The following is a 22,482-nucleotide window of genomic DNA, read 5'->3' on the forward strand; positions in this document are numbered from 1 at the left end:
TTCGCAGCGGCTCTTGACAGATACTTTCAGGAATTGCTTTCAAATGGCTCACCGACCTCAATCTAATAGAAACAATTACAGCGCTTTCGCTCGCTTAATCTCATACGTACCTGAAGTAAGCTTGAATGTTGTGTAGGTTGCTTTCAGCCATTTCTTCTCCACATCGAGCTGACTGCCTTCCAAAACCTTGTTGTTCACGTATAGGGTTGAGCCCTCGGGAAGCCGTACGATTGCAGTCGTTTCTTTGGGAACGGTTACAGTCAATGTAAAGCCACTGGTGTCGTTTTTGAACGAAGAGCCCACTATTCCCCGTACCGTCGGAACGTTGAGCGTCCCAGAGGTGAGTGAGGCCGGATTGGGCTCGATCAAGAATGTTTTATATCCTGCTTCCAGCGGTTTAATGCCAAATAGATATTGAGCAATAACGATCTGGGCTCCTCCGCTCCAGGCATGGTTGGTTGTCCCACCACCAAATCCTTTTTCGCCAATACCCCAGCCTTCAAACAAGGTGGTGTACTCAGGCGTATTTACCATGTCGGCAAACCGTTTTTTCGTTCTTTCCAGCGCATAGTCCCCATTTCCCATAACAAATAAGGCTTCCATTACGTATTTTTCCATGTAAGGGCTAGCATGAAACTGCGTCTTCAATAGCGAAAGAATAGGGTCATATTTTGCGGAGTCGGCTATTCCGGAAATAACCGCCAAAGCCTGTGCGCGGTCGTCAGATTGGCCATGATAAGCTGGATGACGGTAGGCATAGCCGTTCCAACATTTATTGTACCCCGCTTTTACCTGCTCCATAACCTGACGATAAGCAACCGCATCGTCATTGTACCCAAGCAGATCTGCCATGTTTGCCGCTCCTTCCAGCGCCAAATAATGCCATCCAGCCATGATCAGCCTCAAATCCTTGTTATCGCCCCAATCGCCCCAAAGCCAGTCCCCCTTACGTAATACCGTGAGCCCTGTCTCATCGGTTTTCCACAACCCCAGGTATCGTTTCACTCCGGAATAACTCTTCTCAATAACCTCACGATCGTTGGTATTCAAGTAGTAGTTCCAAAAGCCATAACGTCCAATACTGGTCAGCATTTGATCCGGCAGCTCTGTATTGAAATTACCGGGGATCGGGGAAAATAACTCCCCTCCCTTTCGCTGCCACGCCGTCAGTTCCAGGATTGCTTTACGCATCAAAGCATGAGTGAATGTAGAATAGGTGCACAAGCTTTCCCCCATGAGCAGTACAACATCCCCCCACCATTGGGCACGTTCTCTGTCAGGACAATCAAAATAATTGTCTCGCATATTGACGTATAACGTACGCTGCGCTTTCTTCCAGTACTGATTGTAAAATTCATCACTGACGACAAAACTGCCGGCGGGTTCTGCATTATAGCCCGTCTCGCGATACTTAACCGCCAGGACTTTAACGCTAGGAGGCACCGTAATCAGTAGCTTCTCTCCATTCATCCAGCCATACGACTCGTATTCCTGGAGGCCTTTTCTTGTGATATACTCAGCTCGAACATTGTTGGTCCCTCCCGCTTTACTGTGATCGGTTGCAATCCCGACTAGATGCTCTCCTACGCTATCGCTTATCACGATCGTCGGTGTCATCTGCATGTTGTAAGGCAACCGGGCAATGATTGTATCCCTGGTGCTGCCAAGATGATGCTCAGGTAACGCGTCTTTCAATCCAAAATCTTTCCACTGTGGAATAGGGCGTTTTACCAGGGCGTGCCAGGGAGCATCGCCAGGGCGACCGATCTCTTTCGCAGCGTTGAAGCCGGAAAGACCGTTGACTGGCGCTGTTTGCCAACCAGCAATATCGTTACGTGCATCAAAACGAATGTTGGATTCGGGAAGGCGAAAATTGGGTGATGGTTCATCGGTTGTGCCGTAAGCGGGATGAACACGACACAGCCAGTTCTTGTCAGTGTACAAGAGCTCTCCTCCCGTTTCCATCGTGAGCAGGAGCCCGGCACGTCCGCTGTTCACATGCGAGAAACCATCTTTTCCAAAATGCCAGAGTAATACGGCAATGCGGTTCTCCCCTTTTTTAAGGTAAGGTTCAAGATTCACCTGGTCATAGTAGGTATCCTTGGGTGTAGGTCCGCGTTTAAGGCCGCCTTCAAACACAACAAGGTTACCGTTAATCCAGAGCCAGTATTTCGTATCCGCAGCAATGGTCGTAATTGCCTGCTTTGGTTTTCTTTTTAAGACGAAATCCCGCCGAAATGCGATCCAGGTGTTCGGTTTGTCAACGCCCACCTGAGCGGAAGAAATCCAAAAGCCTGGTAGCCCCTGTTGTTGAGCAAAGAGGGGCTTTGAGGACAAAAGCCAGACAACAAGAAGCAGCCATATGGCTGCCGGGCCGCCAGTTTTCTGCGGGATTGTATTCAGCTTTGTGTTTGTCGTTCTCACTCGTAACGTATGTTTCGGGTAGGATGAAAGAGCGAATCGGTCGAGTCTCGGTATCGTCAGATGATTACCAGCAGGCCACAGTCTTCCAGGAGTTAACCGATTCCCACCGGTCAGCCAGCGCTGTGGCAACTTATCGAAAAAACGTTAGAGACCAAACCTCAGGCATTGACATTCGCGGCACCCGATCCTCAACGTAATTCTGTGACTCAGTGAGACGGGTATACGAGGTGTTAACCGGCTCAACGGGGTCAGGTCATTTGCTCCGGCAAACCGTTTAGACTCATACCCGTCAGTTAAGAATGTACAACAAGTACTGGACAGCACAGGAAGGGTGGAGTTGATTGGTCGCGGAGCAAAGTTCCTCGACTGGTATTGGACGTTCGGAGGCCATGCGATGGCATTGCTTTACCCTGATCCAGGCAAGCTGGACAGCTAAGTAATGACCCGAAAACGACTGATAGAAGGAATCTTAAGCTCCATAACGAGAAGTTTTACGATTCCTCCTATCAGAACACACCTTGGTTAGAATGATAAAAAGTAGAGATTAAGCGCTATCCCCTACTCAACATCCTCGGTTTTACGTTTGTCCGCCACAATTCGATTCCACTCGGGATGCCGTTTCAGGTAGGTCGATACAAATGGACACAACGACACGATTTTCATGTTGTGCTGCTCGACATACTCAAATACGCCTTTGGTGAGCTGTGATCCGATGCCTTTCCCTTCCAGCTCGGGATCGACTTCGGTATGCACCAGCGCTAGGGTTTGGTCGTCGACACGCTGGTATTCTGAGATTGACAGCTTGCCATCAATTTCTAGCTCAAACCGGTTTTTAGCCTCATTATTCCGCACGGTCGCGTTTTTCTCGTCCATATCCTGTAGGTTCTTATTGGTAATAAAGTACCTACACAGGAACCAATCAAATTGTTCTTCCTGGTTCCCTACGGTAATCAGATAGTCACCGAGTAACCTACTAACCTGGTATAACAATCGTTAAAACATCAGGTTACATGTAGAATGAACTCCCTGAGTTTTCGCGATTTCAATCAACCTACGTTATGAATCAATCATTCTTTTCGCGCCGGACATTTATTCATCAGTTAGGCACGGCGGCCCTGGCGGCTCCCGCCATTGCCACATTTGGCTTACAAAGCTGCAGCAGTAAGTCCGGCGAATCAACAGCCGACTCGGCCAGTTCAACGACGACAACTTCGGGGACCAGTCGCAAACTCGGTATTGCGCTCGTTGGGCTCGGGAAATACAGTACCGAAGAACTGGCCCCCGCACTGGAAAAAACGACGAACTGCCGCTTAGCAGGTATCGTGACGGGTACGCCCTCGAAAGCCGAAGAGTGGAAAAAGAAATACAACATTCCGGATAAGAATATTTACGACTACAAAACGTTCGATCAGATCGCTGACAATCCGGATATCGACATCGTTTACGTCGTACTGCCGAACTCGTTACACGCCGAATATACCGTCCGGGCAGCTAAAGCGGGAAAGCACGTTATCTGCGAGAAGCCCATGGCGATGAATCCGGAAGAATGCCAGCAGATGATCGACGCCTGTAAAAAGGCGGGGAAACAACTGTCAATTGGTTACCGGCTTCACTTCGAACCCCACAACCGCGAAATGATGCGCCTGGGGCAGAAGCAGGTCTATGGTAAAGTAAATCACATTATTGCCGAGGACGCCCAGGTTCAGGACACCACGAATCTGTGGCGAATGGGCAAAGGCATCGGGGGCGGTGGTCCAATGCGCGATGTGGGTATTTACTGTTTGCAGGGTGCTATCTATACGAAGGGCGAAATTCCCATTGCTGTATCGGCCAAATTCCACCCGGTAACCAAGCCAGAGGTCTTCGACAAGATTGAAGAAGGCATGGATTTCAAACTGTATTTCGCGGACGGTACGGTGGCCGACTGCAAAACCAGCTTTAACGATAAATACAACAAGCTACGGGCCGAAGCCGCCAAAGGTTGGTTTGAACTCGATCCCGCTTATGGGTATGATGGCTTATCGGGGAAAACCAGCGAAGGAAAAATGGACATCGAAAACGTACCACAACAGGCACGTCAGATGGACGCCTTTGCCGATTGCGTTCTGAACGATAAACCCACCACCGTACCGGGCGAACTGGGTATGCGTGATGTTCAATTGATCGCAGCTATTTTTAAAGCTGCCCAGACGGGCCAGAAAGTCCCGACCAAGGACGTAATTCAGTACATGGATAAATCAGCCGTTTCGTAGAGAAAGTCCTAGCAATCTTTTTATTTACCATTGGCCGGACACCCTGTCCGGCCATTTTCTTTTCGCCAACTATGGCCAATATCTACTGGCGCATTGGTGGACCGTTGGGAGTAGAATTTTACTGGATTCGCTTCTCTATCATTGATACGTCCTCTGCCCGATCAATGAGCCACCGCCCTGTCTTTTCCTTCCTGTCTGCAAGCTGTAGACGTTTACCAACCCGTTGGTACACCTTGCTCCTCTGCTTAATTACATCGACCACGGTATTAGCCGCTAAGCCAGGTGCGCCAAAGCTTCCCAGTAAGAAAGAGATTCTGGCCACGATGACCCGAACGAACGACTATTTCATGCAGCTATGGCCCGATCCGGGTAAGGAGATCGTAACCAATAAAGTTCGCCCCAGTCATATCTGGACCCGGGCGGTATATTACGAAGGACTGATGGCACTCTACGCGCTCGATCCGAAGAAGCGCTATTATGATTACGCTGTCGACTGGGGTGACAAACACCAGTGGGGACTACGTAACGGCCCAACCGACCGGAACGCCGATAATCAGTGCTGTGCCCAGACTTACATTGACCTGTTTGAACTGGATCCCGACGGGGCTCGCTCCAAACCCGAGCGGATTCGTGCCATACAGACCGCCATTGACAGCATGGTCGCCAGCGAGCGGATCGACGACTGGAACTGGATCGACGCGCTCCAGATGGCAATGCCCGTCTTTGCCAAGCTCGCAGTCCTGCATCGCGACGAACCATCGGTAGCCAACCGGTATTACGAAAAAATGTACCAGATCTATACCTATTCTAAAACCGTTCACGGCGGTAGCGGGCTCTACAATCCGGCCGAAGGACTGTGGTGGCGCGACAAAGATTTTGTTCCGCCTTATAAGGAGCCAAACGGCGCGAACTGCTATTGGTCGCGGGGGAATGGCTGGGTGGTGGCGGCTCTGGTCAGGGTGCTGGACATCATGCCCAAAGACGCTCCTCATCGCAACGAATACGAAACGATGTATAGGTCGATGATGAAGGCCCTACCCAAACTCCAGCGCCCCGACGGGTTCTGGAATGCCAGCCTGATGGACCCCTCTAACTTCGGTGGTAAAGAAACGTCCGGCACAGCATTATTCACTTATGGGATGGCCTGGGGAATCAACCACGGCTTACTAGACGCAAAAACCTACCAGCCGATCATCGCCAAAGCCTGGAACGCTATGGCAACCGAGGCCGTGCATCCCAATGGATTTCTTGGCTACGTACAGGGTACCGGTAAAGAGCCCAAGGATGGGCAACCCGTTACGTACGTTAGCAAACCCGATTTTGAAGACTACGGCTTGGGCTGCCTCCTACTAGCCGGGTCTGAAGTGTATCGCCTGAAATGAAAAAAACTGCCCTTGCTCTACTGGTCGCCAGTACTCTTTCAACGTTCAGTCTGGCGCAACCGGCTTCCTCTCGCTGGCCGACCATCACCCAGCAAACCAAACCCTGGACGCGCTGGTGGTGGATGGGCAGTGCCGTCGAACCCCGCGATCTTACCACGTTATTGACCCAATACCAGCAGGCCGGGCTGGGTGGAGTTGAAATAACGCCCATTTATGGCGTCAAAGGCACCGAGTCGCAGTTTATCAACTTCCTGTCGCCAGCCTGGATGGACCGGCTGGATCATACCCTGACAGAAGCGAAGCGGCTGAATTTAGGCGTCGACATGGCGCAGGCGTCGGGATGGCCGTTTGGAGGTCCCTGGGTATCGCCGGCCGATGCCTGTAAATACGTTACGTTCAAAACGTACACCTTGAAGCCAGGTCAGCGATTGACGGAGCCCGTTACCTATATGCAGCAGCCGCTGGTACGGGCCGTGGGCGAACCAATCACTATTGAAAAACTGGCTGATCCGGTGGCGAAGAACCCGGATTTACAGCGCCATGCCTTCGATCAGGTTCGATTCCGAAAGTCAATACCGCTACAAACGTTGATGGCCTATGGTAATGGACAGGCAATCGACCTGACCCGTTACGTCGACGCGCAGGGAAATCTTAGCTGGACAGCACCGAAAGGCACATCGGCACCATGGACGCTCTACGCCGTTTTTCAGGGCTGGCATGGAAAGCAGGTTGAACGAGCCGGGCCGGGTGGCGAGGGCGACGTGATCGACCATTTTTCCAAAGCTGCCACACAGCATTATCTCCAGCGATTCGATCAGGCGTTTACTGGACGTACTATCGGCTCACTGCGGGCTTTTTTCAATGACTCCTACGAAGTAGACGATGCCCAGGGGGAAGCCAACTGGACGCCCGCGCTCTTCACCGAATTCACAAAACGGCGGGGCTACGACCTGAAACAGCACCTCCCCGAGTTGTTCGACATCGTCAATGCCCAGCACCGGTGCGTTCTAAGCGACTACCGGGAAACTATCGCCGAACTGATTCTGGAAAATTACACCCGCACCTGGCACGACTGGGCGAAGAGCCGGGGCAAGCTCATTCGAAACCAGGCACACGGTTCACCGGCTAATATCCTGGATCTGTACGCCGAAACAGACATTCCCGAGATCGAAGGTACGGATCTGCTCCGGATCAAGTTTGCCTCGTCGGCGGCCAACGTAACGGGCAAGCCACTAATCTCGTCGGAGTCAGCAACCTGGGACAACGAACATTTTTTGTCGACGCTTAGTGACGTCAAAAAGGATCTGGATTTGTTTTTACTGGGAGGTGTCAACCATATGTTTTATCACGGGACCAACTACTCTCCTCCCCAGGCGGAGTGGCCAGGCTGGCTGTTTTACGCGGCCGTTCATGTCAACCCGAACAATTCGTTCTGGACCGATTTTGGTAAGTTAAATCAGTACGTTGCCCGCTGTCAGTCGTTTTTGCAACAGGGAAAGCCTAACAACGACGTATTAGTTTATCTCCCTACTTATGATGCATACGCGCAACCCGTCAAGCAAGGTAAAGATCTTACCGAACCGAGGTTATTACAGCATTTTGACGGCATTGAACACGGCTTCAAGGACCTACCCGTTGCTCATCAAGCCGAGACGCTGTTGCAAAAAGGATACGGTTTCGATTTCATTTCGGACAAACAACTGGCCAAACTGACTACCGTCAACGGGCAGCTGTTAACCTCAGGGGGCGCTACGTACCGGACAATCCTACTACCCGATGTGCAGTATATGCCGTTGGCAACGCTGCAACAACTCGTGAAACTGGCGCAGCAAGGCGCGACCGTGATTATCGCTGGCAAAATACCGGCAAACGTACCAGGTCTGGATAAGTTAGCCGAACGCCAGCAGGCTTTTGACCAGCTCGTAAACGGGCTGAAATTCAACAAGACTGCCGGCATGGAACGAGCTACCCTTGGCAAAGGCCTATTTCTGCGGGGAACGGAGATGGATGCCCTGCTTTCACAGGCGGACGTCAAGCGGGAATCACTGGTCGATCGGCAACTACAGGTTGTTCGGCGCAGCTTTAATACATCTGGCCGGCAGGGGCATTATTACTTTATCCTCAACTCGGGCGATAAGCCAGTAAGCGACTGGATTCCGTTAGCGACCAGCGCCCAATCCGTTACGTTGTTCAACCCGATGACCGAGCAGACCGGCCGGGCGGCAAGCCGTAAAACCAGCGCTGGCGGAAGCGAAGTGTATCTGCAACTGGCTCCCGGCGAATCCTGCCTGCTGGAAACAACCGTTACGGGGCAACATCCGACAGAATCGGCTTTTGCGTATCAACAAGTAACGGGTAAACCGCAGCCACTGTCTGGTACCTGGACAGTCGATTTCGTGTCGGGTGGTCCAACTAAACCAGCATCCGTTACGACGAATCAGCTTGGTTCGTGGACTGACCTGCCCAGCGACGGAGTTAAGATTTTTTCCGGCGCAGCCAGTTACAGCCTTACGTTCACAAAGCCCGCCGGCCATACTGGTGACTGGTTACTCGATCTGGGTAAGGTGGCCGAAAGCGCCCGGGTGCAACTGAACGGTCAGGAACTGGCAACGCTCATCGGCCCAACGTATCAGTTGGCTATTCCCGATAGCCTGCTCCGCCCGACCAATAAACTGACGATTACGGTGTCCAATGGTATGGCCAACCGCATGGTCGACCTGGACAAGCGGCACGTCAATTGGAAGAAATTTTACAACATCAATATGTCAGCCCGGCTAAAAGAGAACCGGGGCAAAGATGGCCTGTTTACCGCCGAAAGCTGGCAGCCGCGGCCCTCCGGCCTGCTTGGCCCCGTTACATTAACCCCTCTGTCGCCCTTACTCCTTTCGGACCGTTAATAGTTGTTTCTTATGAAAGAAATTGCGTTCACCATGCGGCTTAAGCCCGGCGTTGAAACTGAATACAAACGACGTCATGATGAAATCTGGCCGGAGTTGTCGGCGGCTTTACGCGAGGCAGGCATTCAGGCCTACGCTATTTACTTAGACCCAGCCAGCCGAACCTTGTTTGCCGTTCAGCAGCGTTCCGCGAACCATACCGTGGATCAGCTTCCCGCACAGCCGATCATGCAGCGCTGGTGGGCGTACATGGCCGACCTGATGGATACGAACCCCGACAAGTCACCCGTTGTCCAGCCGCTTGATTGCGTATTTCGGTTGTAAACAGAATCTTTTCGTTGATCTATTGATCATCGTGCATGTCTCATCAGCTGTAGTATCGCATACACACACTCAGTTCTGTATCGAGGGGGAACAGCTATATTAACAGAACCACGTTTTGATTACGAATTAGAGCTATGTTTGACGATTTATCAACTTTACGACAGGCAGGTTTTTTCAAAGAGTTTAACGACTTAAGTGATGCTGAATTAATAGCGAAGCTAAGACAAAAAAAGCGAAACGAGCATGCTCCAGATTTGGGGTTCGACCATGAGCTAGATAGCTATTCAAACATAGGCCATCTTTTAGCTCAAGATGACAAAAAATACATTCATATTGACTTAGAAACTGACGTAGCACTAGGGAATAATATCTATATAAGCATCATTGAGACATTTTCCAACGCTTCAGATGGTCACTTCTTACCAACAAATAGTCAAGAGATCTGGCAATCCGATGAAGGGCCTATTCAGATTAGTTTCTCCAGCAATGGCGAGGAAATTGGTTTCGAGTTAGCCTATTACGAAGACTGGCTAGATGAAGAAGTATTCACCTACATCAATAAAGAAATGCGAAAGATGACACATGAACAATTCTTTATTTGTGTAGGACCAAACGAAGAGTGGACAGGACAGACTGTTGTCTTCATTCGGTTAAATGACATGGAAAAGCATATCTTGGAAGACAAACTAAAGTGGATTTTCCCCAAAGACGATTTCCGTCTAGAGTCTCAGGACGAGTTTTAGATCATTACTACAATCACGCCCGAACAGCCCGTCTGCCTATCTTTGGGCATGATTGCAGTAATTCAACGAGTGTCGCAGGCGTCGGTAACCATCGACGGTGTGGTTAAAGGCCAGATTGAAAAGGGGTTCATGGTATTGCTGGGCGTTACGCATACCGATACGGAAGAGGACGTAACGTGGCTCAGCCGGAAGATTATCGGCATGCGGGTTTTTAACGACGAAGCCGACAAGATGAACCTGGATCTGGCGGCTGTTGATGGGAATATCCTGCTCATTAGTCAGTTCACGCTGCACGCCAATACGAAAAAAGGAAATCGACCCAGCTTCATCGAAGCCGCCCGGCCCGAAGTGGCCATTCCACTCTACGAAGCCATGATCACCCAACTCGGGACCGATCTGGGGAAGCCGATCCAGACCGGTACGTTTGGTGCCGACATGAAAGTGACCTTGATTAATGATGGTCCCGTTACCATCGTCATAGACACCAAAAACCGGATTTAACTCGCCGACGGCTTCGCCAGACGATCAGTTTAGTACTACACAAACTAATTATTGAGTACTATTTCGTTGCTCTGCACGTTCGGGTTCTAATAGTTTCTTAGTTTTCACCGGACGCGGCCCCTTACCCGCCCACAGGCGCACTCCTCGTCAATGGATTTTTTACCCGCCAAGTTAACGGCTTATTCCGAGGCCCATACCTCACCCGAAAGCGACCTGCTCCGTCAGCTTGATCGCGACACGCGTGCTCACATTATGGCCCCACGCATGTTGTCCGGCCACCTGCAGGGTCGTTTCCTGTCCATGATTTCCTGGATGATACGGCCTCGCCGTATCTTGGAGTTAGGCACGTACACTGGCTATTCAGCGCTGTGCTTGGCCGAAGGTCTGGCTGATGACGGCCGTCTGATTACCATCGACCAGAACGAAGAGCTCGAAGAGTTCGCCCGATCGTATTGGGCCAAGTCTCCACTGAACGACCGCATTGACCTACGTATCGGTCAGGCAGCCGACATCATTCCCACGCTGCCTGATACGTTCGATCTGGTCTTTATTGACGCTGACAAGCGAAACAATAAAGTATATTACGACCTGGTATTCGAGAAACTCCGTCCGGGTGGTTTCTTGCTGATTGACAATGTGCTCTGGAGTGGCAAGGTTATTGACACGGTGAAACCAAACGACCTAGACACGATTAGTGTGGTTGAATTCAATGATTTTATTCAGCAGGATCCCCGCGTTGACAACGTATTGCTCCCCGTTCGCGATGGTATTACGATAGTTCGTAAACGGTAACAGAGCGTATAAAAATACTCCTACGATAGATTACCTTTGGCTTATGCGAAAAAACACGTACCCTTTATTGCTGCTTTTTCTCCTTCTCGGTTTTACCTCACTGGCTCAGACTGCCCCAACCGTTCCGGAGCAGGTTACGTTTGCGGACATTTCCGTTCGGCTGGACAACGATGCCCGACGGCTGATCCAGCAGGATGTAAACGCATTACTGGCTAACCGTCAGTATTGGTCGGCTAAACTTGACCGGGTTGCTCTTTACTTCCCGATGATCGAAACGATCCTGCTGGAAGAAGGGGTACCTGTCGATTTCAAATACCTGGCCGTCCAGGAAAGCTCGCTGACCCCCGACGCGGTTTCGTCATCTATGGCCGTGGGGTACTGGCAGTTCAAGCGGGAAACTGCAACGGATTACGGCCTGCGCGTTGATGATATCGTCGATGAACGAAAAAGCATTATTGCCTCAAGTCGGGCAGCCGCTAAATACTTCAAGAAGAGCAATACGCAGTTTAACAACTGGATTGCATCACTCTACTCCTATTACCTGGGGGCCAGCGGCATTAGCCGATTGATTCCCCCGGACTGGTCATACGCTCGTGAGGTTACGCTCGATGGCCGGACGGATCGGTATATTTTACGCTTCTTTGCGCACAAGATCGCCGTCGAAAACGCCCTGAAAACGCACCAGGCCAGTAACACTTTTGCGTTGATCGAATACCCAAACGGAGGTGGTAAAAGCTTCGGTGATATTGCCAATGAGCTAAGCGTCGACGAAAGCGAACTGCGCAAGTATAACCGCTGGGTGATTGGCGAACTAGTGCCTACGGACAAGGATTACGTCATGGCGATCCCGGTTCCCAACAACCAGATCAACGATGTACGTCAGAAGATCGTCAACGTTCGTAGCAAGAAAGCGGCTCAGGTGGTTCAGAATGACGTCGGCTTTCCGGTGCTACGCCGGGTAACGGCGACCAAAACGGGTAAAAACGACCCGGTTCTGTACGAAATCAACGGTCTGCCGGGTATTCAGGCCCAGGCGGGTGATAACGCGGGATCACTGGCTCGTAAGGCTAAAATCAGTCTGTCGAGTTTTCTGCGCTATAACGACCTTGATCCCTCCGATCAGATTATCGTGAACGACGTTTATTATCTAGCCAAAAAACGGAAGAAGGCACTGGTTCCTTTCCATACAGTACGTGACGGCGAAACCGCGCGCAGTATCTCGCAACGCTACGGTCTGCGGCTGAAAAAACTGCTGCGCTACAACCGGCTGGATCGCTCTCAGAAGCTGGTCACTGGTCGGGTCATGTGGTTACGTGAACGTCGACCTGGTAACAAACCGGTTGAAGTTATCGACGCGCCAACTCTACCCGTTTACGATCAGACGCCTACGCCCCCCGCTACTCGTCCTGTAGCCAGCAATAGCGTACCTGCCAACGCCGATAATATTCCCCGTAATCCGTCGGAACGTAAAATGTACCAGCCTAAACTAGTCGGCGGTGGCGTTACGCCCAACGACGGTACAGCCCCCGGTGCAACGCCCCCCGCACCTGAGTCAACTCGTCCGGTATCAACAGCAGCCCCCGTGGTAACAACGCCACTGCCGGCTCCTTCGTCCGTGAACAGCTCATCCAGTGGCTCACAACGGGTTGTTATCGTTCGCACGCCCGAAACGACAACATCGACATCAACCCCCGTCCCAACGCCCACTGAAGAGCGTACCATGGCTAGTGTAGACACCAAGACGCCCACTAAAACGACAGCACCTCGGACAACCACAACTCGGCGGGCTGCGCCAAAATCAGACCCGGACTACGAAGGTCCCCGCGAGCAACAGGCTGACGGATCGCTTACGCCCCCAACATCGCCCCCCGTTCGTTCATCGACGCCGGCCGTTACTAAAGCTGATCGTCCGGCGGCAACAGCAACTAAGCCCACACCGGAATCAGAACCCGAGGCAACGAAACCAGCTCCAGTTGTAGCGAAACCGACTCCCGTCACGACCAAGCCCGTTTCGACAGAACGGCCAACAACGCCGAGCAGTACCGGCACGACAAAACATAAAGTTGAACCTGGCCAGACGTACTACAGCATTTCAAAGCAGTATGGCCTAACAGTCGACGAGCTTCGGGAATTAAACAACCTGGGTCAGTCGGACGTACTGGTTGTTGGTAGAGAATTAATCGTAAAAGGTAGCCCAGTCTCGATCAATAAATCAGCCTCCGCTTCTCCCGTTACCAAACCTGCTGCCGCGTCATCTGCTCCCGTTAAAGAAGCGGCCGCTACGGGTGAAACAACGTATCATACGGTTGGCAAAGGCGAAACCATGTTCCGAATCTCCAAAAATTACGGAGTTACTATCGAGCAGATCCAGGCCTGGAATAACCTGACAACAACCGAAGTTAAGGCTGGTCAGAAGATAAAAATTGTGAAGTAGGCGTTGCCCCACAGTGTTTGATTAACGCAAGAAGCCCCGGTTAAAGTAGCTTTAACCGGGGCTTCTTGCGTTAACTAGGTAGCTTCTTTATTACTTTTTCGTCGGGAGAATCTTTACCAGCGAATCAGCCAGCACATTAGCGGCAAAAGCATTACCAGCGATGTTCCAATGAGAATCCGACGGCTTGTACAACTGCCGGGCCGGAATGGAATCCTGAAACGCCTGTTGAAGGTCAATGTACTCGATCTTATTTTTCTTCAATTCCTGGATAAGTAGTTTCGTTGGCGTCTTAACGTCATATGGCAGTTTACCCGCATCCGCGTGATACGTCTTCACTAAATCCTGCTGCAATGTTTTATCAACCTGCATTTCGTCGGGAATGATAACGACAAGAAAGCGGGCTCCCTGGGCTTTGCTGTAATCGCGGGTACGTAAAAGAGCCGAAATAGAACTGGAAAAATTACTTTTCTCCCCCCCCGGAAACTCACCGTTCTCCGGAATGTGATACTTCCAGGAATTCAGACGGTCCTGCTCGATACGTAAATACTCGGTCCGGTCGAACGTATTGCAACTGTCGCAGTACGGCTCGTGACCAGTAAAATCACGCACTTTCCAGGATACTTTGAAAATGTAATTCAGGGCAGTCAGTACGTATGAGTACCGGTACCAAGGCTTGCGGGGTACATCGAAATCGTTCCCCACGAAAAAGGACAGCAACACTAAGTCTGGCTTTAAGTCAGCTCCTTCCTGGGTTAGAATCGTGTAGTAATCGCTGGGGTTTGTCTGCGAGATCCCCATGTTAAACAGGCTGACATTGCCAACGCGCGCTTTTAGCTTCTCTTCCAGCTTGGTCAGGTACGTATAATCATGCGGAACAATACCGAACGCAAACGAGTCACCCAAACCGATGATGCGGTAATCGCTGGCAGGAGCCGTAAACTCCGTATCACTGAATCCACCTGAGTTTAAATGAAATCCGTACAGTTCGGCGTGTGGCTTACCGCGGTATCGATTGTAACTGCCATCGTAGAAGATGTGCGAATGCGTGAAGTGATTGTAAATCCGGAGTGCAACTTCCCCAATTAGGAATGTTACTGTTAATAGAATAAGGCCAAATACAATTGAGAACGATAGCTTTTTAAGCATACAAAGAGGGGAAGCGGTACGGCGATAGAGACTAGAAAACAATTATAGGCGACAAATATAAATATTGTCGGGCCTGGTATCGTGAAAAATTGCTCGCTCTTTCTGCTATTCTGCACGATTTTTCTACTCAACTAAGCAAAATCTATTTCACATATTCCCCACAATTATTCCATTAAATTACTAGGATAAATATGCTATTTATACCACGTCACATGTCAAAAATTTAATACAAGGCATATACTTATTATTCCAATAAATAATATTTTTGTGGGCTAGAGAAGTGCCTAAAATAAGTTTCTACTGGTCAACTTTTATTTACGCTTCGCTTCCTTTTTTACACCTTCTGTTTAACCGAATGTATATACTTGGCATATCGGCCTTTTACCATGACTCGGCAGCTGCGCTGATCATGGATGGAAAGATTGTTGCAGCTGCGCAGGAAGAACGGTTTACCCGCAAAAAACATGACCCTGCCTTTCCGGCGGAAGCAGTTAAATACTGTCTTCAACACGCGGGTCTGAGCGCAAAAGATCTGGATGCAGTTGTCTTCTACGACAAACCCCTGCTAAAATTCGAACGACTCCTCGAAACCTACTACGCGTTTGCGCCTAAGGGATTGAGATCGTTCATTACGGCCATGCCCGTCTGGATCAAAGAAAAGATGTTCCTTAAGCGGCTGATCCGCGAGGAGCTCACGAAACTCTACGGAGACGAGGCCAAATCGGTTAAACTGCTTTTTCCCGAACACCACCTTTCTCACGCAGCTAGTGCGTTCTATCCATCGCCTTTTGAAGAAGCTGCCATTCTAACTATTGACGGCGTTGGCGAATGGGCAACGGCCTCCATTTGCAAAGGATCGGGTAAGGACATTTCTATCCTGAAAGAATTGCGGTTTCCGCATTCCCTGGGTCTGCTTTATTCAGCCTTTACGTACTTTCTGGGCTTTAAAGTAAATTCGGGTGAGTACAAGCTCATGGGTCTGGCTCCGTACGGGAATCCTACATCGCCCGATGTTGACCGTTACGTTGACATCATCAAACGGGAGCTGGTTTCGATCAAAGAAGATGGCTCGATTTGGCTTAATCAGGATTACTTTGATTATGCGACCGGCCTGCGGATGGTACATGAGAACAAATGGGCTCCTTTGTTCGGTTTTCCTAAACGGAACCCGGAAGACGAACTGCTGGAGCAGCACTGCAACCTGGGACTGGCCATTCAACGCATCACCGAAGAGGTCGTCGTGCTTATGGCGCAGGAAGCGAAGCGTCTGAGCGGGGCTCGTTACCTATGCCTCGCCGGTGGGGTGGCGCTCAATTGCGTATCCAACGGCAAGCTACAGTCGGCGGGTGTGTTCGATGACATCTTTATTCAGCCTGCTGCCGGCGATGCTGGTGGCGCTCTTGGGGCAGCGCTGGCGGCCTACCACATTTATTTTGGCCAGGAGCGTCGGCTCAGCGGCCAGCAGGATGAGATGGCAGGTTCGTATTTGGGACCTGACATTTCGGATCGGGACGTTGAGGTAGCCGCCCGCAAGTACAAAGGCGTTTATACCCGTTTCGCGAACGTAAAAGACCTGGCCGAGGAAACCGCCCAGTTACTAGCGGAGGGTAATGTTGTTGGCTGGGTACAGGGACGTATGGAATTTGGACCAAGAGCGCTGGGCGGACGTAGTATTCTGGGTGATCCACGTAACGCGGAAATGCAGAAGAAACTGAACCTCAAAATTAAGTATCGTGAGTCTTTCAGGCCGTTTGCCCCATCGGTTCTTGCCGAAGACTGTAACCAGTATTTTAATTACAACGGCATTTCACCGTATATGCTACTGGTTCACCCGGTTGCGGATTCGCGTCGTAAAGCGCTGCCTGCTACGTATCACCAGATGCCTCTGCGGGAGAAGCTGTACTGCCTGCGTTCGGATCTGCCTTCCATTACCCACATTGATTTTTCGGCTCGTATCCAAACGGTACACAAGGAGACTAACCCGTATTACCACGAGCTGATTCAGGCGTTCAAGCGGCAGACGGGGTACGGGGTTATTGTCAATACCAGTTTCAACGTACGGGGAGAACCCATTGTCTGCACGCCGGAAGATGCTTACCGCTGTTTCATGCGGACCGAAATGGACTACCTGGTCGTTGGGAATTATCTCTTTGCCAAGCAGGAACAACCTCAGTGGCAGGAGAAGGACAACTGGAAAGAGGAGTTCGTTCTGGACTAGGTCTTCCTTAGCCAGCTATCATTTTGATTTTGGTGTCAACTCGTTTGACCAACAGCTTTTACTATCACATAATCAGTCAACTTTTGATCCTTTTTACTCATGGACTTTTTCCGGGATATGTTCCTCTTCATTAAAGAGCGTAAAAAATGGTGGCTTGCCCCGATGATTTTCGTTCTGCTCCTGCTGGGTATTCTACTGGTAATTGGGGGTGGCTCCGCCATTGCGCCGTTTATTTACACTTTGTTCTGATCACAAACCACTGGATTTATTTCCAGCGTAAGCACACATGCAGAAGCGAATTTCAGAACTCGACATGTACAAGGCCAACATGGCCATTGCAACAGGCTTTCTGGTCCTTTATCTGGTTTTTGACCGTCGGGACTGGCTGTTATATGTTGCGCTGGGCGTTGGTGCCCTTACCCTGCTCATCCCTGCCCTGGCTAGCTGGCTGAGCTTTGGCTGGTTCAAGTTGGCGGAGGGACTAGGTTACGTGAACTCACGTATCCTGTTGTCATTGGTATTTTTTGTTTTCCTTTTTCCCATCGCGTTCATCTACCGGTTAGTTAACCGGAATCTTCTGGTACTACGCTCGGGACGCTCGGATGCATCAATTTATGCCGAGCGGAATCATACCTACACGGCCAAGGATATGGATAATATCTGGTAAGCCTGTCTAGTATTAGTTTGATCAGGGTGATTGACGTTGTCAGTCACCCTGCTTTGTTTTACCACCAGCTAAATTTCCTTTCTTCGTTCGGCACTGCCAATCGCGCCATCTTTTACCCCGATCTGCGTATCTTTACTGTATGATTCTGCTCGACAATACCTGCATCAGCGACGATATCGCTGAGAAATTTTTCGTCTGTAACCTCGATAAGTGTAAAGGAGCCTGCTGCGTTGAAGGCGATATGGGCGCACCGCTGGAAGGGGACGAGCCGGCTATTCTGGATCGTATCTACGAAGACGTCAAACCCTATCTCTCCCCGGAGGGTATTCGCGTGATTGAGGAGCGGGGTGGCTATGAGTCGGACGACATGGGTGGATACGTCACCACTACAGTTGGCGGACGTGAGTGTGTTTACGCCACCTGGGATGATCGGGGCATTCTGAAATGCGGTATCGAAGAAGCGTACAACAATGGAAAAGTCGACTGGAAAAAACCGATTTCCTGTCATCTCTATCCTATTCGTATCACCAAGTACGAATCATTTCATGCCCTGAATTATGATCGCTGGCCTATTTGCAGCCCCGCCTGCGGTTTTGGCGAGCAGTTGAACGTACCAATTTACAAGTTCGTCCGGGAAGCGCTTATCCGCGCTTACGGTGAGGAGTGGTACGCGCGGCTGACAAAAGCTATCGAAGAAAAAGACAGCGCCGAATAATGGGCGAACCCCGCAATTATTTCGAGGAAGTATACGAGGTCGTCCGGTTGATCCCTACCGGACGCGTAACGACATACGGGGCAATTGCTCGCTACCTGAGCCTACGAGCGGGTGCCCGTATGGTTGGCTGGGCGATGAACGCATCGCACGGGCACGACGTACCGGCCCACCGGGTCATCAATAGCATCGGCGTCCTGTCGGGAAAGCATTTCTTCGGTGATCCGGATCGAATGCAACAACTGCTGGAAGCAGAAGGGGTTCGAGTTGAGAACGACCGGGTCACTGATTTTCAGACTGTATTCTGGGACCCGTCGGAAGCGTTGTCGCTCTAACAAGAGACTACTTCAGCACTTTTGTAATCTCGTTCAGTTTCTCCATTTTTTGCACGAAGTCGCCTTTGAGCTGGTTACGGATGGCCGTCAGGTTGTCCAGCGTTTCCTGTAAGCTATCGGGCAAAATATCTTCGAGTACTTCCCGGAATCGTTTGGCAAACGTAGGCGACTTGCCGTTCGTGGAAATCGCAATTTTCAAATCGCCTTTCTTCACCACCGAACTCAGGTAAAAATCGCAGAGCGCGGGTGTATCCGCTACGTTCACCAGAATGCGACGAGCTTTACAATCCTGCTGTACCCGCTGGTTGACCGCTTTGTCATTTGTTCCGACAATGACGAGATCTTTATCATTCAGGTAATCTGGCTGGTATACTTCCTGCACCAGAGTCAAATTTGGCGTCCGTTCGGCCAACTCATGAATTTCATCACGAATGTCGGGTGCCACGAGCGTAACGGTCGCCAGCGGTGAGCTCGCCAGCAGGGCCGTTACTTTCTCCAAGCCAACATATCCCCCACCCACGATGAGTGTATGCAGTTGTTCAGCTTTTAGGAAGATAGGAAACAGTGTATTCATGAAAGCGAAGGTACAAACGAAAGTAGGATAAAAATCAGAAAGGGCTGCGTAGCGCAGCCCTTTCTGATTTTGACTATGAACTCTATAAAAGAGACAAAAACTTTTGCCTTTTTCCTAGAATTTGAATCCGACGTTAACACTCACAATCCGACGTTTCGTATTGTTGGTATCGTTGATTACGTCAGCAAAACCGTAATGATACCGGAAATCCAGCATCAGCGGACCTGCATCAAAGCCTAAGTTAGCCAAGCCATTAACTGTAGCCGCCCGGAAGTCACGTGACTCAAAGTTGAAAGCGTTATTGTTGACGCCCAGTGGTGCAGCGTACTCAGCACCGACAGCCAGTCGTACAGCTGAAACGCCACGTTCTGATTCAGCTAATTTTACCCCAATCAGGGCTGGCACATGAATGTATTTTTGATCAACATTACCGATCAGATCACCAACACTACCGGCCTGACCGTCGCCAGCCTGATAGAAATCCGAACTAGATGTCAGGTATTCAGCACCGATCTGACCATATACACGGCCACCACCCCGCACGAAGAAACCTAACTGATACCCCAGCCGACCCGATAGTTTGTTACCAGAGACATCTTCACCCTCGAAACGAGTCGAGTTAGCACCGGCGTAAACACCAAAAGTAAAGTTCTTGTAGTTTTCCCGACGTTCTTTCCGCTTCTCAGCTTCAATGCTGTTGCGGCCGTCGTCAAATCCTTCGTCGTACGCCTGACTTAGGTCACGCTCATCGAACCGGCGTCCGTAGTTGCGGTCGTTGCCCATCCGGTCTTCATACCGGTTGTTGTACCGCCGATACTCTTCATCCCGTTCCCGGTAGTCCCGGCGTTCTTCCAACCGCTCATCACGATACCGATCGTTACGCCGTTCATCCTGCCGCGGGTTGCGATCGGTCCGATACCGATCATCGTAAGAATTTTGCTGTGCCAATACAAGGCTCGTACTACATACGCCTGTCAGCAGCAACGCTGTTTTAAATAGACTTTTCATAGCATGTTGAGTTGTAAAATGATCTTGTACTCATGCTTACAACTTCTCAAAACAACCGATTGTTTTAATCGGCCTGTCAGATCAGAAAAATTGGACAAAAGAAAGCCCCTTCGTGGGAAGGGGCTTTCTTTTTTGACCTAGAATTTTGACGTTTTTCTTTTCTTAGAAACGGAAACCCAGGTTCAGCGCAGCAAGCTGGCGCTTTGTATCAGCACCGTTGTCAAACACGTTCTGCAGACCCAGGTTATAGTTAGCATCCAAGGTCAACGGTCCTAAGTTGATACCTACACCCGCCAGACCATTCAGGATCGTGCGGTTAAGATCATCACGGCCCAATCCAAAATCATTGTTGCCGATAGCTACCAGCGATGCCAGTTCAGCGCCCACCTGTATCCGCAGACCCAGCGCACTACCAACACGCAGACCTACATAGGCCGGAATTGCGATGAAATGCTGGTCGATAGAGCTAGCCAGTTGAGACGCTGTGGCTCCATTACCCCGACGCGTCAGGTTCGACGATGAGTTCCGGTATTCCAGACCAATCTGGCCGAACACCGTACCACCCGACCGACCATACAGACCTGCCTGCCAGCCGACACGGTATGCGTCGTTTGGAATTGGCTCGTTGACGAAACGCGATGCGTTCACACCGACGTAAACACCAAACTTACCTTCTTTGCCCCAAGGCTTGTCATCGTCTTTACGATCGCGGCCCGACTGGTTATTCATTTGGTTGTCGGTCGAACTGTACTCAGTTCTTGTCGTCGTCGTTGTGTAACCAGTAGTACCTGTGTTGTTCATGTTGGTACTATTGGTGCTCATGGTAGAACTGTTGTTGTCGACCGTGTTAGTCGGCGCTACGTTCGTGTTGTTCATGGTCGAACTGTCGGTGGTTACCGGCGAGTTCGTGTACGTAGTGCTTGTTGTCGAGTAGGTGTTGGTCGTCTGAGCGTTAGCCAATCCCGCGCCCAGCAGACACGCTGCCAGGAAAGTAATTTGAGTTTTCATTGCTGTTGTTAGTATAGCGTTGAGTTGTACAAAAAAAAGGTGTAATCGAAATTACACCCTCATAACTGCCCCTCAGAAAGGATTGTTTTTGATTATTCTAATTTTCTTTCAACCCGCCTACATCGCTCTATAGTTTAACGCCGATGCTAGCACTCAACACCCGACGCTGAGATCCGGCAAAACCAGCCGATTTTTCCGTTCCTATTGCGCTGCCAAATCCGTAATGATATGTCAGGTCAATAAGCAACGGCCCTAGGTCGAAACCAAGCTGGCCAACTCCGTTGACCGTACTACTTTTAATTTCAGCGTTAGACAACAGGAACCTGCCGCTGTTAGCATTAACCCGGTTGGCATACTCCACACCCGCCTGCAACCGGACGGCCGAAACTCCCCGATCAGACTCGACCAGCTTGTAGCCGATGTAAACCGGAACCTGAAGATATTGAATAGTTAACCGATCCTGAATGGGTGTTTTCGTCGGCTCATAATTGCTTATGTAATAGTTTGAACTGGACGTAAAATATTCGGCTCCCAGCTGACCATATAACCGCCCACCCGTCCGGGCGAAGAATCCAGCCTGGTACCCGATCCGGCTCGATAAATCACCGCCAACGTTACGCTCGTCACCAGCAAACCGTGTTGAGTTAAAACCCAGATAAATCCCGAAAATGAAGTTTTCGTACTTCATATCCTTCGCCCGCGTTACCGGTGCCGTCCCGTAGTTGTTCCAATTGTATTTCGTCTGCGTAGCAGTCAGTTCGGACGATTTAGTGCGGGCTTTTTGTTCCCCCGGCAGCGTCGTTTGGTTCGGATACGACAATGACTCAGAGGGCCGTTGTCCAGGCGACAACGACGCGTAAGCCGGATTAGCTAGTGTCGCTGTCGCATCCAGCGTTTGCGCGTTGGCCAAGCCCGAACAACCCAGCCCTAATACAATCAGATATACATTCAATTTCATACAATCAACTTTCAAAATAACATACGATGGTCCAACCATCGAACTATCTTTTTAAAACGGGAGCGCTGACAAAGGCTCCCGTTTTAAACTTCATCATTTGCATTATT

General features: G+C 50.4%; 20 protein-coding genes. 13 read left to right on the forward strand and 7 right to left on the reverse strand.

Going from position 1 to position 22,482, the window contains the following annotated elements; translation table 11 throughout:
* Positions 1 to 75: 75 nt before the first annotated feature.
* Positions 76 to 2,424, reverse strand: a complete 2,349-nt coding sequence (locus ACYVAD_RS06240; protein WP_461138619.1) for an alpha-L-rhamnosidase-related protein — start codon at positions 2,422 to 2,424, stop codon at positions 76 to 78.
* 558 nt (positions 2,425 to 2,982) lie between these two features.
* Complete coding sequence (locus ACYVAD_RS06245; protein ID WP_461138620.1) at positions 2,983 to 3,297, reverse strand: GNAT family N-acetyltransferase; 315 nt, start codon at positions 3,295 to 3,297, stop codon at positions 2,983 to 2,985.
* 185 nt (positions 3,298 to 3,482) lie between these two features.
* Here ACYVAD_RS06245 and ACYVAD_RS06250 point away from each other — a divergent pair, with 185 nt between their 5' ends.
* From ACYVAD_RS06250 to ACYVAD_RS06285, 8 genes are all read left to right on the forward strand, one after another.
* On the forward strand, positions 3,483 to 4,676 hold the full coding sequence (locus ACYVAD_RS06250) for a Gfo/Idh/MocA family protein (RefSeq protein WP_461138621.1): 1,194 nt from the start codon (positions 3,483 to 3,485) through the stop codon (positions 4,674 to 4,676).
* Positions 4,677 to 4,747: 71 nt separating this feature from the next.
* Complete coding sequence (locus ACYVAD_RS06255) at positions 4,748 to 6,058, forward strand: glycoside hydrolase family 88/105 protein (protein WP_461138622.1); 1,311 nt, start codon at positions 4,748 to 4,750, stop codon at positions 6,056 to 6,058.
* On the forward strand, positions 6,055 to 8,955 hold the full coding sequence (locus ACYVAD_RS06260) for a glycosyl hydrolase (RefSeq protein ID WP_461138623.1): 2,901 nt from the start codon (positions 6,055 to 6,057) through the stop codon (positions 8,953 to 8,955). The genes ACYVAD_RS06255 and ACYVAD_RS06260 overlap by 4 nt, the downstream gene beginning before the upstream one ends.
* A 12-nt stretch (positions 8,956 to 8,967) precedes the next feature.
* The gene (gene rhaM, locus ACYVAD_RS06265) at positions 8,968 to 9,279 is read left to right on the forward strand and encodes an L-rhamnose mutarotase (RefSeq protein ID WP_461138624.1); all 312 of its coding nucleotides are present in this window, start codon (positions 8,968 to 8,970) and stop codon (positions 9,277 to 9,279) included.
* 134 nt (positions 9,280 to 9,413) lie between these two features.
* Positions 9,414 to 10,022 (forward strand): hypothetical protein, encoded by a 609-nt coding sequence (locus ACYVAD_RS06270; RefSeq protein ID WP_461138625.1) that lies wholly within the window; start codon positions 9,414 to 9,416, stop codon positions 10,020 to 10,022.
* Between the two features lie 48 nt (positions 10,023 to 10,070).
* Positions 10,071 to 10,523, forward strand: a complete 453-nt coding sequence (gene dtd / locus ACYVAD_RS06275) for a D-aminoacyl-tRNA deacylase (protein ID WP_461138626.1) — start codon at positions 10,071 to 10,073, stop codon at positions 10,521 to 10,523.
* A 150-nt stretch (positions 10,524 to 10,673) separates the two neighbouring features.
* A complete protein-coding gene (locus tag ACYVAD_RS06280) occupies positions 10,674 to 11,315 on the forward strand; it encodes an O-methyltransferase (RefSeq protein ID WP_461138627.1) in 642 nt (213 codons plus the stop codon).
* A gap of 43 nt (positions 11,316 to 11,358) precedes the next feature.
* Positions 11,359 to 13,749, forward strand: coding sequence for a lytic transglycosylase domain-containing protein (locus ACYVAD_RS06285; protein ID WP_461138628.1), 2,391 nt, complete (start codon positions 11,359 to 11,361; stop codon positions 13,747 to 13,749).
* Positions 13,750 to 13,839: 90 nt separating this feature from the next.
* On the opposite strand, the gene ACYVAD_RS06290 is transcribed toward ACYVAD_RS06285, so the two are convergent.
* Entirely contained in the window at positions 13,840 to 14,895 is a 1,056-nt protein-coding gene (locus tag ACYVAD_RS06290; RefSeq protein WP_461138629.1) for an alginate O-acetyltransferase AlgX-related protein, read from the reverse strand.
* Between the two features lie 355 nt (positions 14,896 to 15,250).
* Between ACYVAD_RS06290 and ACYVAD_RS06295 the strand changes: the two genes are divergently transcribed.
* The 5 genes from ACYVAD_RS06295 to ACYVAD_RS06315 all read left to right on the forward strand — a co-directional run bounded on the left by ACYVAD_RS06295 (position 15,251) and on the right by ACYVAD_RS06315 (position 18,827).
* The gene (locus ACYVAD_RS06295) at positions 15,251 to 17,113 is read left to right on the forward strand and encodes a carbamoyltransferase family protein (protein ID WP_461138630.1); all 1,863 of its coding nucleotides are present in this window, start codon (positions 15,251 to 15,253) and stop codon (positions 17,111 to 17,113) included.
* 99 nt (positions 17,114 to 17,212) lie between these two features.
* Entirely contained in the window at positions 17,213 to 17,362 is a 150-nt protein-coding gene (locus ACYVAD_RS06300) for a DUF5989 family protein (RefSeq protein ID WP_461138631.1), read from the forward strand.
* 37 nt (positions 17,363 to 17,399) lie between these two features.
* Positions 17,400 to 17,780: an SxtJ family membrane protein gene (locus tag ACYVAD_RS06305; protein WP_461138632.1), complete on the forward strand. Its 381-nt coding sequence runs from the start codon at positions 17,400 to 17,402 to the stop codon at positions 17,778 to 17,780.
* A gap of 139 nt (positions 17,781 to 17,919) precedes the next feature.
* Complete coding sequence (locus tag ACYVAD_RS06310; RefSeq protein ID WP_461138633.1) at positions 17,920 to 18,495, forward strand: DUF3109 family protein; 576 nt, start codon at positions 17,920 to 17,922, stop codon at positions 18,493 to 18,495.
* A complete protein-coding gene (locus ACYVAD_RS06315; protein ID WP_461138634.1) occupies positions 18,495 to 18,827 on the forward strand; it encodes an MGMT family protein in 333 nt (110 codons plus the stop codon). The genes ACYVAD_RS06310 and ACYVAD_RS06315 overlap by 1 nt, the downstream gene beginning before the upstream one ends.
* A 7-nt stretch (positions 18,828 to 18,834) precedes the next feature.
* Here the strand turns inward: ACYVAD_RS06315 and ACYVAD_RS06320 are convergent, their stop codons facing one another.
* The 4 genes from ACYVAD_RS06320 to ACYVAD_RS06335 form a co-directional block, all read right to left on the reverse strand.
* The gene (locus ACYVAD_RS06320; protein ID WP_461138635.1) at positions 18,835 to 19,401 is read right to left on the reverse strand and encodes a precorrin-2 dehydrogenase/sirohydrochlorin ferrochelatase family protein; all 567 of its coding nucleotides are present in this window, start codon (positions 19,399 to 19,401) and stop codon (positions 18,835 to 18,837) included.
* A gap of 114 nt (positions 19,402 to 19,515) precedes the next feature.
* Entirely contained in the window at positions 19,516 to 20,409 is an 894-nt protein-coding gene (locus ACYVAD_RS06325) for a hypothetical protein (RefSeq protein ID WP_461138636.1), read from the reverse strand.
* A gap of 162 nt (positions 20,410 to 20,571) precedes the next feature.
* A complete protein-coding gene (locus ACYVAD_RS06330; protein WP_461138637.1) occupies positions 20,572 to 21,417 on the reverse strand; it encodes an outer membrane beta-barrel protein in 846 nt (281 codons plus the stop codon).
* 127 nt (positions 21,418 to 21,544) lie between these two features.
* Positions 21,545 to 22,375, reverse strand: coding sequence for an outer membrane beta-barrel protein (locus tag ACYVAD_RS06335; protein ID WP_461138638.1), 831 nt, complete (start codon positions 22,373 to 22,375; stop codon positions 21,545 to 21,547).
* Positions 22,376 to 22,482: the final 107 nt, after the last annotated feature.

The sequence above is a fragment of the Spirosoma pomorum genome, assembly GCF_054776615.1.

Bases quoted from the DNA above. Each gene is read 5' to 3' on its own strand.
- ACYVAD_RS06310 (WP_461138633.1), top strand. From the start codon at position 17,920: ATGATTCTGCTCGACAATACCTGCATCAGCGACGATATCGCTGAGAAA.
- dtd (WP_461138626.1), top strand. From the start codon at position 10,071: ATGATTGCAGTAATTCAACGAGTGTCGCAGGCGTCGGTAACCATCGAC.
- ACYVAD_RS06270 (WP_461138625.1), top strand. From the start codon at position 9,414: ATGTTTGACGATTTATCAACTTTACGACAGGCAGGTTTTTTCAAAGAG.
- ACYVAD_RS06300 (WP_461138631.1), top strand. From the start codon at position 17,213: ATGGACTTTTTCCGGGATATGTTCCTCTTCATTAAAGAGCGTAAAAAA.
- ACYVAD_RS06285 (WP_461138628.1), top strand. From the start codon at position 11,359: ATGCGAAAAAACACGTACCCTTTATTGCTGCTTTTTCTCCTTCTCGGT.
- ACYVAD_RS06245 (WP_461138620.1), bottom strand. From the start codon at position 3,297: ATGGACGAGAAAAACGCGACCGTGCGGAATAATGAGGCTAAAAACCGG.
- ACYVAD_RS06260 (WP_461138623.1), top strand. From the start codon at position 6,055: ATGAAAAAAACTGCCCTTGCTCTACTGGTCGCCAGTACTCTTTCAACG.
- ACYVAD_RS06335 (WP_461138638.1), bottom strand. From the start codon at position 22,375: ATGAAATTGAATGTATATCTGATTGTATTAGGGCTGGGTTGTTCGGGC.
- ACYVAD_RS06320 (WP_461138635.1), bottom strand. From the start codon at position 19,401: ATGAATACACTGTTTCCTATCTTCCTAAAAGCTGAACAACTGCATACA.
- ACYVAD_RS06315 (WP_461138634.1), top strand. From the start codon at position 18,495: ATGGGCGAACCCCGCAATTATTTCGAGGAAGTATACGAGGTCGTCCGG.
- ACYVAD_RS06295 (WP_461138630.1), top strand. From the start codon at position 15,251: ATGTATATACTTGGCATATCGGCCTTTTACCATGACTCGGCAGCTGCG.
- ACYVAD_RS06255 (WP_461138622.1), top strand. From the start codon at position 4,748: ATGGCCAATATCTACTGGCGCATTGGTGGACCGTTGGGAGTAGAATTT.
- rhaM (WP_461138624.1), top strand. From the start codon at position 8,968: ATGAAAGAAATTGCGTTCACCATGCGGCTTAAGCCCGGCGTTGAAACT.
- ACYVAD_RS06325 (WP_461138636.1), bottom strand. From the start codon at position 20,409: ATGAAAAGTCTATTTAAAACAGCGTTGCTGCTGACAGGCGTATGTAGT.
- ACYVAD_RS06330 (WP_461138637.1), bottom strand. From the start codon at position 21,417: ATGAAAACTCAAATTACTTTCCTGGCAGCGTGTCTGCTGGGCGCGGGA.
- ACYVAD_RS06250 (WP_461138621.1), top strand. From the start codon at position 3,483: ATGAATCAATCATTCTTTTCGCGCCGGACATTTATTCATCAGTTAGGC.
- ACYVAD_RS06290 (WP_461138629.1), bottom strand. From the start codon at position 14,895: ATGCTTAAAAAGCTATCGTTCTCAATTGTATTTGGCCTTATTCTATTA.
- ACYVAD_RS06305 (WP_461138632.1), top strand. From the start codon at position 17,400: ATGCAGAAGCGAATTTCAGAACTCGACATGTACAAGGCCAACATGGCC.
- ACYVAD_RS06280 (WP_461138627.1), top strand. From the start codon at position 10,674: ATGGATTTTTTACCCGCCAAGTTAACGGCTTATTCCGAGGCCCATACC.